Genomic DNA, 12,322 nt, shown 5'->3' with positions numbered 1-12,322 from the left:
TATTCATCCTCTCTTAATTTCTACTCCATTTTCTACTAGTTTTTGATATGAATCCTTCAAACAATAAAAGTAATGCTGGTAACATGAATATAATTACGAACATACTGATTATTGCACCTCTGGAAATCATACCTGTCAAACTTTTTATCATTTCCATATCAGCTATGAATCCTACACCAACTGTAGCACCAAAAAATGTTAAGGCACTAGTAACTATTGATTTAACTGATCCTAGAAGACTTATTCTCATAGCTTCAAATTTATCATGACCATGGCGTATTTCTTCTCTAAACCTAGTAGTCAATAATATTGCATAATCTACAGTTGCTCCCAATTGAATGGTTCCGATAACTATAGAAGATACGAATGGAATTGTCGTATTAGTGAAATAAGGTATTCCCATATTGATGAATATAGCAAGTTCAATAGCTCCCACCAATATAATAGGAATTGAAATTGACCCAAACACTAATAGGATAATTACGAATACAGCCGCAATCGATGCTATACTTACATTTTTGAAGTCAACATCTGCCAATTCAACTAAATCTTTAGTTAACGCACCTTCACCTGTTACCATACCATTTTCATCATATGATTTAACAATGTCATTAATATCTTGTAGTTGTTTATTTTGTTCATCAGTAGCAGCTTTGAAGCTCGAGTTGACTAATACTAATTTATAACCATCTTTTTCAAGGATATCTGTTAATTTTTCCGGAACGTATTCGTAAGGTATTGCCGGACCAACTAATTTATCATAACCAATAGCAGTCTGTACTCCTGGCAACTTTTCTATTTTACCAATCATTTCTTTAGCTTGGTAAGAAGGAACGTCTGAATCTATGGCAATCATATGTGTCGTAGTCATATCATATCCTGTCTTCAATTTTTCGAGAGCTATAATGGAATCCAAATTTTTTGGTAAGGATTCATCTAGATTATAATAAACATCGGTATTGGATTTACCATAAATGAAAGGTATAAATAATAGTATAAATAGTACTACAAATTTTTTATAATGTTTTATAATGAAGTTCGTCGTTTTATTGAATGAAGGTAATACTGTTCCATGATTGAATCTGTGAATTAATTTATTAAATGTTAATATAAAAGCAGGTAATATGGTTATGGTACATACTACACCAAGAAAAACACCTTTTGCCATAACGAATCCTATATCTTTACCTAACCCTAATTTCATAACTGCTAAAGCTAAAAAACCTGCTATGGTAGTTAATGAACTTCCTGCTATGGATGTAGCTGTTTTAGTTATTGCCACAGCCATCGCTTCTTCTTTATTATTACTTATTTTCAGCTCATCTTCATATCTGTGCAATAGGAAGATAGAAAAATCCATCGTAACTCCCAGTTGCAGTACTGCTGCCAGAGATTTCGTTATATACGATATCTCACCGAAGAATATGTTAGTCCCGAAATTATATACTATAGCCATACCGATTGCTGCTAAGAAAATAAAGGGAACAATTGTTGATTCCAATGTCAATGCCAAAACAATTACCGCTAAAATGACTGCTACCAAAACATATATAGGTGTTTCTTTATCTGCTAATTTAATCGTATCCCTAAGTATTGCAGACATACCACTTAAGAAACATTGTTTATTCATGATACCTCTTATATCTTTTATCGCTGTCTGAGTTTCATCAGATGCTGATTCATGAGTGAACTCAATCATCATTAGAGTCGAATCACCACTATAGAATATATCTTTTATATCACTTGGCAGGAATTCTTTCGGAATAGTGATATCCATTAAATCACTAATCCAAAGTGTTTTTTCTACACCTTCTATATTGTCTATTTTTTGTTTTAGTTCTAAAACATCTTTTGATTCCATATCTTCTATAACCAGCAAACCCGTTGCTGCTTTATGAAATACGTCATCAAGAACTTCTTGTCCTTTCATTGAATCTAGTTCTTCAGGTAAATATGTTAATAAATCATAATTTACTCTTGTATTTGTCATTCCATATAGAGATGGCAATAATAGCAAGATACCAATTATTAAAACTAGTTTCCTATGTTTTACAATCATTCTTGCAAATCTCTTCATATTATCCTCCCTTTTCTGTAATCGTTAGTCAATTAGTAGGTTCACTATTCAAGCATTTTCCTTATAACATTAAAAAGTATAGGTTTCATCTCATCTATACTGGCGGGTTCATTTAAAATTATTGAGCTATAGCAAGTAGAGCCAATTAATTCAATAATGAGAAATAATGTTTTATCTACATCTTCCACGGGAATATCGTTATCTTTTAATTTGTCTATAAAAGTTTTATATATATAATCCATGTCATTGATTACTTCCGTATCATTCAATGCTTTTCTATATAATCCCCAAGATAAATTCTTGTAGATTAAACTTAGAAGAATGATGTTATCCTTGAGGTATTCTATTGTGTGATTGGTAAAGAATATAATACCTTCAATAAAATTTTCATGTTCCCTATTCATTGTTGCTTCAAATGCTTCTTTGATTATAATCGAACTTTTTTTCAATATAATATGATCCAGTATCTGTTTTTTATCTCTAAAATAGAGATAGAAAGTACCTTTAGCCACACCTGCCTTTTTAACAATATCGTTAATAGCAGTTTTATCAAAACCTTTTGTTACAAATAGTTCATATGCAGAACTAAAGATAGCATTTTTCTTTTGTTTCTTATTCTCAATAATCTTACTCATAGCGCACCTTCAATTCATATTGACCAACGGTCATTTTTAACTTCAAACCTATTATAGGATTAAAATGACCAATGGTCAATATTAATTATTTATGAAAAAAAGCTATGAAATGTTAATTTCATAGCTACTTTTACTAATTAAGATAATTGCATGATTACCTTCCGCTGATTTCTATAGCAAAATATGTTGAATTCAATCTACCATTATAATTTACATATTGTGCGTATAGAATTAAATTAGGAATTATGCAATTATCTCAATAAAGATTAGGTTTTAATTAGTTAACATAATTATTATATAAAAGTTAAATAAAAATCTTCTATCCTATTATGTTATAGAATATTTTTTAGGCATCTATAATCTCGAATAACATATTGTTGACTATTTTAATTAATTTGTTCTTATTCAATCTATAGTATAGTCTTTTATTTTTGCCTGTTTCAATATCCAATATTCCAAGGGTACTTATTTTCTTGATATGATAACTCATCGTTGCAGTTGTTATACCTAATTTATCAGCCAATTCTTTACTATACCACGCTCTTTTACCTAGAAGGCTCATTATCTCAAAACGGTTATCGTCATTCAATAATTTTATTAATTCCTTGTATTCCATTTTCTTCATATTATCATCAAATTTTTGTTCTAGTCCATATCCATAGATAATAGTATATATATCTTTATCATCACAAAATCTAAGTCCTAACCCTATTTCATTAAAATAACAAATAAAGAAATCAACTTTTTGATTATTCACTATATCTTTATCTATAAGCATAACAATTGTATCAAAGAATTTATCTTTATCTTCTTTTAATAGTTGTCTATGTTTTTGTAGTTTCTTATCCATAAAATCTTTTACTTTATCCTCAATCTTAATAAAAAATTGGTTATAGTACTGCCCTAAAGTAAAAATCAAACGTTCCTTCATTTGTTCTGGATATCTAAAATAATCCATGTAAATATCTACTTTATCAGAATCATTGATATCATTTTTCAATTCTTCTTCAATAATTTTTTTAAGCTCCTTATCACTAACATTTTCAGGTATTTCCATATCTAGCTTATTAATAAATATGTTAAGGAATTCTTCTTTAGTCATATTAGTGATATTATCAAGTACTTTCTCTATATCATTAATTTCTTCATCAATAGCATAATAGATTATAGCATATACCCCTTTACAAAAGTTTTTAAAGAAATATTTCAAGTCTCTTCCTAATATAGGACACATGTTTTCTTTAATATTTTTCACATAATCAACTATATCAGGATTAAGTTTGAATCTATCAGTATATTCATGAGTATCCCCCTCACCAACTATTCTTAGAATAGATAACATAAAATCAGCTACAATATTATATTTTATCTTGGATTCCATTGTATCACTCCATCAATTTTCTACTTCAGCGACTTTCATTTCTCCCGCTATTATTTCATTACTTCCATTGTTTTTAAATTTCTTGACCATAAAAATAGCAAGTAAGAAAATACCAACTCCTGTATATATCATTATAATGGATGTTGGTATTAAATCAAGTAATAATCCATGTAATAAATAACCAAGAGGTGTTATTGCTGTTACGATAGTAGCATTAAGAGCCATTACTCTTCCTCTGTATTCATCATCTGTAGTTTTTTGCATATAAACACTTAAAGGTATGTTTATAACAACAATCAGAAATCCCATTATAAAAAATAATATACTATAGAATACAGAAACGAAAATATCCATATTCCCAATATTAGATATTATAAGAGGAACACTAAATAAACAGTTAACAATTCCTAAAGCAATTAGATAAAAACCCATTTTAACAGGCTTGAATTTTCCAAGCTTACTTGCAAAAACTACTGAAGTAAACAATGAACCTACCGCAAAAGCTGATTCAATGATTCCATATAAATTGTCTGATAAACTAAATTGAACTACTATTATATGTGGTATAGCAACATTTATAGCTGTAAATAAGAAATTGATGAAAATTGCAACAGATAAAACTATCATCAATACACTATTATTTCTTATATACTTAAATCCTTCTTTGAGATCACTGAAAAATTGATTCTCTTTAGCTACTATTTTTTCTTTGACCTTTCCAACTTTCCAATAGAAATCGATAAAGTATTCAGAAATGGTAGATAGAATAAAAGATACCCCATTGAATATCATAAACATTGTCGGAGGTACAACCGCATAAATAATTCCACCAATAATAGGAGCTATAATTGATGTCAAGCTATTGATAGATTGATTGAAAGAATTAACTTTACCAAGTCTTGCTTCGTCAACTAGATTAGGTAGTGCAGCATCAAAGCTAGTTGTAAATAAAGTATTGAATATTGAAAGAAATACAGTTGACATGTATATAATCCATAACTGTAGTCCATATATCTGACTTAAGCCAAAAGCAACAAACATAATAACTCCACTGATAAAATCAGAAAATAAAACCAACTTCTTCCTGTCTACCTTATCAGCTATTACTCCACCTATAGGTCCAAAAATAATAGCTGGTATTGTGGATAATAAAATACTTACTGCAAAATTAAGAGCAGATCCTGTAACTTTCAATATGTATAATCCCATTGCAAATCCATAAATACGAGTACCCGTTAATGAAACCAATTTACCTAACAAAAATAGTATCGTGTTTTTCTTAGTTTTGTTCATAATAATTCCCTCCATATTCATTATGTATATCTAATATAAATTTCATTGTTATATGTTTATCTAATACACTTTATATTATATTTACATCTTATATATTTGTCAATACTAATTTTTGAATTTACAAATAATTACTCTAAACTTCCTATTTCTAACATGTTTTTAATCATATCTATATCAAACGACTATACATTCATGATTAACATATTTATGTTATATATACATCTAACACATTAAAACCATATTAATCAGTTTTTAATCATAAGAATAAAAAATCATATAATAAGGAATTTGCGAATAGAACATATTCAAAGAAATGTCACCATACCTATAATGAAGCAAAATCTTTCTATCCTATCAAAAATAATCACAAAAATAAAATATGATAAATAATTAGTTTTACGAAGACCGATCCTTCAGGAGTAAGGCGAAGCAAAACTAACTATTTATCACTACGTACATTTCCGTGAGTCTAATATCTTAAACAACACAATTCTTTTGCAATCCTACTAGCTACCCTAGCATTATTATAAACCAACTTCTTATTAGAATATAAACTCTTACCCTCAGTAATATTATGTATCTTAGCCAATATGAATGGAGTGATATCCTTACCTTTAATCCCTCTCTTCTCTGCATCCTCAACAGCTTTATTAATAGCCTCATTAATAAAGTCATAATCCATCTCATATTCTTTTGGAATCGGATTACCTATAACCATACCACCTTTCAGGTGCAAATCCTCTTTCACCTTAATAGCCTTAGCAATAACCTTAGCAGAATCAGCATTATAATCAACTCCAAAGCCACTTCTCCTAGTATAGAAGGCTGGAAAATCATCTGTTTTGTAGCCTATAACAGTTACCCCCTGTGTCTCAAGATATTCTAGTGTTAGTCCTATATCCAATATAGATTTTGCACCCGCACAAACTACTGCGACATTAGTATTAGCAAGTTCCATCAAGTCAGCGGATATATCAAACGTTTGTTGAGCATTTCTATGTACTCCCCCAATACCTCCAGTCGCAAATACTTTTATTCCTGCAAGATTAGATATTAACATTGTAGTCGCAACCGTAGTAGCTCCATCCAATCTTTTAGCCATAATCATAGGTATGTCTCTCCTGCTAGCTTTTCTTATTCCTTTATTTTCACCCATATATTGAAGTTCATCATCATCAAGTCCCACTTTCATTCTTCCACCTATGATGGCTATAGTTGCTGGTACTGCTCCTTCTTTTCTTATTTCACTCTCACATGTTCTTGCACTTTCTATATTCTCTGGATATGACATTCCATGAGAAATGATAGTCGATTCAAGAGCTACAACAGGTCTATTATTTTCTAATGCTTCTTTTACTTCTGGTTTGACGTCAATATAATCTAACATTTTATCTCCTCCAAAATTTTATTTATATTATCTATACTCATATTAGGATTAACAGTATCATGATGTCTTAATGCCAATAATGCTGCTGCCGTAGAGAATTCTGCTATATCATCAATATTCTTATCATATAATTGTCCATAAACTATCCCTGCCATAAATGCATCTCCTGCTCCCGTAGCATTTGCAACTTTCATTTTTGGTGCTTTATATGTATTACAATAACCAGCCTCACCATAAAATACTCCTTCTTCACCTAGGGTGATAAATACTCTTTCAACACCTTTTCCAATAAAATATTCAACTGCTCTTTCTAATCCGTCTTCATCTCTAATTTCCATATTAGAAAGATATTGAGCTTCATGTCTGTTAAGCTTTACTGTATGAAAACCACCTATTATATCTTTTACCCTTCTTGATTTTTTTATTGATACTGGGTCTAACATAATCTTTTTATCTTTGAAATTTATAAGAATATATTCTAATACATCTTTTGATAAACAAGCATCTACTACAATGATCTCAGAGTTTTTCAAAACATGAGATTTACTTTTTATGAATTCTGGTGTTATTCTGTCCGCAATTCTCATATCTGATAATGCTATTGCCATATCACCATTTTCATCCATTAGTGCAAGATAAATAGATGCATTCATATCAGGTAATATAAGACAGTGTTCCATATCAATACCAGATTCATTACATTCATTTATAAGTCTCTTACTGTTAGAATCACCTCCCGTAACTGCAATCAATTTCGTGTCAATACCTAATCTAGCCATATTTTCAGAAATATTTCTACCTACTCCACCTAGACATATTTTTACTAAGCCAGGGTTAGATTCATTCTCTAGAAGTTTTTCTTCTGTGAATCCTTGAATATCCATATTAGCAGCACCAATTACTGTAACATAATCGGATTTGTTCATGATATATCCCCTCCCTCTTATATAACCCTTTTTAATAAGATTAGTAATATGAACCCCTACGGATGAACGAGTAATGTTTAGTTGATTTCCTATTTCTTTTTGTGAAATAAGCGGATTTTTTTTAATTAACTCCAATATTTCTTTTTCACGTCCAGTCATAGCCTCTCCTTAATATTTGCTTATATTATAAGCTTTTGCTTATTAATTATATATTAACACTTTGTATTGTTTTATCTAGTATAATTTTCATATATTTTGTATATTTAAACAAATTATTTAAATGGTTTAATTATCGAAAGCGTAATAATAAAAAGCTTTATATTATTATTTACCATAATTATATTCAAGTTTTATTGGTTATTTTTTTAACAGTTACTCTATTATTTTTCAAATATTTATATGTTATTACTGGGTATAGTTTATTTTCTCTTTCAAATAATATACATATATGTTAAAATATCCAAAAGAATAAAGGAGATTTGCTAATGGATTATAATTATCAAAAAAATTACTGGAACAGAATGGCTGATTCTAAAAATTTCACAACCCCATTTCAATTTGATATTTTTTCAAATTATATATCTAAAGATAATTCGATCTTAGATATCGGTTGTGGCTATGGAAGAACTCTTGATGAATTGTATCAGAGAGGATACACTAACCTAACTGGAACTGATTTCTCTAAGAATATGATTGAAAGAGGTAAATTACAGTATCCACATATTAATCTCGAATGCACTGATAGTAAAAAATTAAAGTATGATGATAATTCTTTTGATGCTGTCATTTTGTTTGCAGTTTTGACTAGTATCATAAATAATGATGACCAAGTTGCTTTAATAAGTGAAATCAAAAGGATTCTTAAGCCTAAGGGAATATTATATATTAATGATTTCTTGATTAATTCTGATGAGAGAAATGTTAAGAGATATAACATTTATAAAGATAAGTTCCATAAGTATGGAGTTTTTGAATTACCTGAAGGAGCTATTATGAGGCATCATACTATTGAGTGGATCAAGGAGCTTGTGGAATGTTTTGAGAAAGTTGAATTCAAGGAAATGTCTTATACTACTATGAATGGAAATACTTCTAGGGGATTTTATTATTTAGGTAGGAATATGGAAATTTAATTATTGACAAAATGTGAAGTACGAGGAAGCAAAAGGCTCCCCAGTACTTCTGTTTTGAATAGATATAAAAAATTTTCTTACGTATTCTTAATACATGGAATATAATAATCTAGAATCAATGTTTTACGACCCTCTCTTTTAGGGATACCATATCGAGCTTCCGTATATACTTCACATGCAAAGTAATTTTTCCAATCAATTTCATAACCGTGCTTATTAATTTCTTCTATTGATAACTTATGTGCATTCGTAAGTATATCGTATTCTTCACCTTCTATCCATACCTTAGCAATAGTACAAATTGGAACTTCAAAGGAAGAATAGTCAGGTGGAACTGGAGTATCAGCTTTCATAAAAAAACCTGCAAGGTATGTAAATGTTCCATCTTCATTATTAAAATCTCTTATATAACCTTCATAGCCATCTGGTGTCTCTGCTGGACAATATTCATTCATGTTTATAAGCTTTTCAAATGTACCATCAGAATAACACCTATTCCATAGCGAAGGTATTGTCTCATATTCAGATGGAAAAATAGGATTGAAATTTTCATGCTTTGTTCTTATTGCTTTTCCGATAACTTTATAAGGCCCGAATTCTGCAAATTCTATTCTATTTATGGTTGCCATTATTGTATCCTCCTCTTATTTGTTACTTAATAGTTTTAATAGGTATCCAAATTTCATTTTGTGGATTATGTCCAGGAGGATAATAGCATTCAATGGCTGGTAAATCAGCAAATGAATAATTCGAATTCAACATCCAATCAACATATAACCGTTTCCATGTATCTGCAAATCCAGTAAGATCAAGAACATTAAAAACTACCCACTTACATTCTGGAAAATTTATCTTTTCCATATTCACTGGAGTTTTTCCTTCATAAGATACAGCCACATGATAATTAAAAGTGGAGTTATTTCCCCAATTGCCCTCTGATAAAATACCTAACACACCTGCTAATGAATTTTGTAAATCCATATCAATATCAAGTAAATCAAGCAATCTATCTGAATTACCATCTTGCTTAATTTTTTGCCAAATAATAGGTATTATACTAAATGACTTATCAGTATCTACTCTATACTTATAACCGACAACAGAAAATGAATTCCTTTTTTCGATTCTATAATTCAATTCTAATCGTCCCTCAATAGAAATATCAAAAGACATTCGTGGATATGCTTTTAATTGGGTACCTGACTTTCGAGCAGAGGTAGGTGTAACTCCATGAAAATCATTGAATGCTCGAGTAAAGGCTGAATGAGATGTATAACCATATTTCTGTGCAATCTCAATAATGCTGCACTTACTATTTTGCAACTCTAATGCCGCAAGTGTTAAACGTCTATATCTGATATATTCAGAAATCGGCATTTCAGTAATAAAAGCAAACATACGCTGAAAATGATAATTGGGACAGCATGCTATTTTGGCTATTTTACTATAATCAATTTCATTATTCAGATTTTTTTCTATATAATTTATCACTTCATTCATTCTTTTTAACCAATCCAATGTATCCCTCCTTACTCTTTAGTTTATCAGAAAAAAAATAATTTGCTTTGCAATTAATGTACAGAAAAAGCAAAATTTCTATATTAACTATTGAGTTCTTGATATAAGTTATAGAATGATTCCAGAGCCAGAATTATTTCTTTTTTTTCGCCTTCAGCAGCTTTGGTTTCATCGTCTACGTAATCGTTAATAGCATCTTTTACATCTGATTGGTATCTAACCACATTATTGAGGATACTTGCTACATTCACTTGTCTTAGAGAACCTACAGTATATATGGCAGAAGTTTCCATATCAGAACCTAGTACGTTTTTGGTATTCCAGTGTTTCATTAGTTGACGTTCGTTATCAATATAGAATGAATCGTGACTTCTTGTTATACCTATAAAAGGTTTGTATCCTAATTCTGTACAGGTATCATCTATGATTCTTAATAAATTAAAGCTTGCTACAGCAGGATAGTTCTGGCTTACATACATTCTAGATGCACCTTCTTCTCGTACTGCACCTGTAGATATAATTAAGTCTCCAATATCTATTTGTGATTGGCATGCACCTGCACTTCCTATACGTATAAAATATTCTGCACCGCATGTTATTAATTCTTCTAGTGCGATAGTTGCCGAAGCACCCCCTATACCTGTTGATGTTACTGTTATCGGTACCTCCTTATATGTTCCTTTGATTGTTCTAAATTCACGATTGTAAGCAACTTCCTCCCAAGTATCCAAAAATCCGGCAACTCGTAGTACACGTTCAGGGTCTCCAGGTAGCACAACCATTTTTTCAATATCATTTTCACTACATAATATATGTGGCTGTTTCATATAACTCCTCCTTTGTACAATAGTAATTAGTTATATTATAACACTAGTATTGTATCTTTTTAACATATTTTTACTATTTATAAGGAAAATTTCTTTATTGATTCTACTAATCATCTTCTACATTATACATGATTCGTAATCCTCTTTACAGCTTATGCAAGGTGTAAAAAGAGACTCAGCACTTTTACACACTATTTTGAAATTCTGAAAACCCGGTGAATCAAATATAGAAAGTACATTATTATAATTTAATATATTTCCAGCGCAATAATTCTCTAATTCAAAATATGCACATGGATATATTAGTCCTTCCTTATTAATTACAAATGAAGAATCTGCAGCAGGACAATTATAGTTATCCATCAATTTATCATGTTTAATTATATCTATTTCTTTTTTCAAAAACCAAAATGCACAATCTGTAGATATCTCGATTAAATCTAACCAATCTAATATGTTCTTGCATAATTTTATATAATATAAACTTGATATACATTCCTTTCTATACCAATTTACATTATTACCAGGTTTCGGTGGTATTAAGAAAATAGTTTTTATACCTGCATTTATTATTTTATTGAAGTGTTGATTAATATTGTTTATGAATGTTTTACTAGTAATAACATTAACTCCTATTTTAAAATCACTATCACTTAAATGGATATAACTCTTTAAGGTTTGATAGAAATTATTTAATCTATCACTATCCTGCATATCTCCAACACTGATATATATATCATCAAGTCCACTTTCTTTTAGTCTATTAGCAACTGAACAATTCAATAAAGTACCATTGGTAGCTAATTTTGTTTTTATTTTATTACTAGATGCATATTCTATTATTTCATAAATATCTTTTCTTAGTAATGGTTCGCCACCCGAAATCATCAAAGTTCTACATCCGTTGTCTTTTAGAAATTTGATTATGTGTTTAATCTGGTCTTTAGAAAGTTCTTTTCTATTGTCCTGCTTTTCATAACAAAATTCACACCTGAGATTACATCTTGAAGTCACCTTCATAGTAGCACATCTAAGTTTCATTTGTTTTCCTCCTATACTTTACCTATCAATATAGTTTTAGACCTGTCCAAACATTTAGATGCTACCGTAGCCAGTTGTTTTGATGTGATTGAATTAAAATTCTT

At 29.8% G+C, this 12,322-nt stretch carries 11 protein-coding genes; 1 reads left to right on the top strand and 10 read right to left on the bottom strand.

Annotated elements, in window-relative coordinates; genetic code table 11:
• Positions 1 to 13 precede the first annotated feature (13 nt).
• From QMG30_RS14595 to QMG30_RS14570, 6 genes are all read right to left on the bottom strand, one after another.
• A complete protein-coding gene (locus QMG30_RS14595; RefSeq protein WP_281816582.1) occupies positions 14 to 2,077 on the bottom strand; it encodes an efflux RND transporter permease subunit in 2,064 nt (687 codons plus the stop codon).
• Between the two features lie 44 nt (positions 2,078 to 2,121).
• Positions 2,122 to 2,712: a TetR/AcrR family transcriptional regulator gene (locus QMG30_RS14590; protein WP_281816581.1), complete on the bottom strand. Its 591-nt coding sequence runs from the start codon at positions 2,710 to 2,712 to the stop codon at positions 2,122 to 2,124.
• 346 nt (positions 2,713 to 3,058) lie between these two features.
• Positions 3,059 to 4,093, bottom strand: coding sequence for an ArsR/SmtB family transcription factor (locus QMG30_RS14585; RefSeq protein ID WP_281816580.1), 1,035 nt, complete (start codon positions 4,091 to 4,093; stop codon positions 3,059 to 3,061).
• Between the two features lie 12 nt (positions 4,094 to 4,105).
• Positions 4,106 to 5,386 carry an MFS transporter gene (locus QMG30_RS14580; protein ID WP_281816578.1) on the bottom strand — a complete coding sequence of 427 codons (1,281 nt, stop codon included), beginning with the start codon at positions 5,384 to 5,386 and terminating at the stop codon, positions 4,106 to 4,108.
• Between the two features lie 469 nt (positions 5,387 to 5,855).
• Positions 5,856 to 6,773: a pseudouridine-5'-phosphate glycosidase gene (locus QMG30_RS14575; RefSeq protein WP_281816576.1), complete on the bottom strand. Its 918-nt coding sequence runs from the start codon at positions 6,771 to 6,773 to the stop codon at positions 5,856 to 5,858.
• A complete protein-coding gene (locus QMG30_RS14570) occupies positions 6,767 to 7,858 on the bottom strand; it encodes a PfkB family carbohydrate kinase (RefSeq protein WP_281816574.1) in 1,092 nt (363 codons plus the stop codon). Before QMG30_RS14570 ends, QMG30_RS14575 begins: the two co-directional genes overlap by 7 nt.
• A gap of 326 nt (positions 7,859 to 8,184) precedes the next feature.
• On the opposite strand from QMG30_RS14570, the gene QMG30_RS14565 reads away from it, so the two are divergent.
• Complete coding sequence (locus QMG30_RS14565) at positions 8,185 to 8,832, top strand: class I SAM-dependent methyltransferase (protein WP_281816573.1); 648 nt, start codon at positions 8,185 to 8,187, stop codon at positions 8,830 to 8,832.
• 77 nt (positions 8,833 to 8,909) lie between these two features.
• Here QMG30_RS14565 and QMG30_RS14560 read toward each other — a convergent pair whose 3' ends face one another.
• The 4 genes from QMG30_RS14560 to QMG30_RS14545 form a co-directional block, all read right to left on the bottom strand.
• Positions 8,910 to 9,461: a GyrI-like domain-containing protein gene (locus tag QMG30_RS14560; RefSeq protein ID WP_281816570.1), complete on the bottom strand. Its 552-nt coding sequence runs from the start codon at positions 9,459 to 9,461 to the stop codon at positions 8,910 to 8,912.
• A 22-nt stretch (positions 9,462 to 9,483) separates the two neighbouring features.
• Complete coding sequence (locus QMG30_RS14555; protein ID WP_281816568.1) at positions 9,484 to 10,350, bottom strand: AraC family transcriptional regulator; 867 nt, start codon at positions 10,348 to 10,350, stop codon at positions 9,484 to 9,486.
• Between the two features lie 83 nt (positions 10,351 to 10,433).
• Complete coding sequence (locus tag QMG30_RS14550; RefSeq protein ID WP_281816566.1) at positions 10,434 to 11,177, bottom strand: nucleoside phosphorylase; 744 nt, start codon at positions 11,175 to 11,177, stop codon at positions 10,434 to 10,436.
• Positions 11,178 to 11,294: 117 nt separating this feature from the next.
• The gene (locus tag QMG30_RS14545; RefSeq protein WP_281816564.1) at positions 11,295 to 12,218 is read right to left on the bottom strand and encodes a radical SAM protein; all 924 of its coding nucleotides are present in this window, start codon (positions 12,216 to 12,218) and stop codon (positions 11,295 to 11,297) included.
• Positions 12,219 to 12,322: the final 104 nt, after the last annotated feature.

This window comes from Vallitalea longa (assembly GCF_027923465.1).
In the GTDB taxonomy this organism is placed as follows: Bacteria; Bacillota; Clostridia; order Lachnospirales; family Vallitaleaceae; genus Vallitalea; species Vallitalea longa.
Note: the sequence above shows the minus strand (reverse complement) of the source record. Positions and strands in the feature narration are given on the sequence as shown.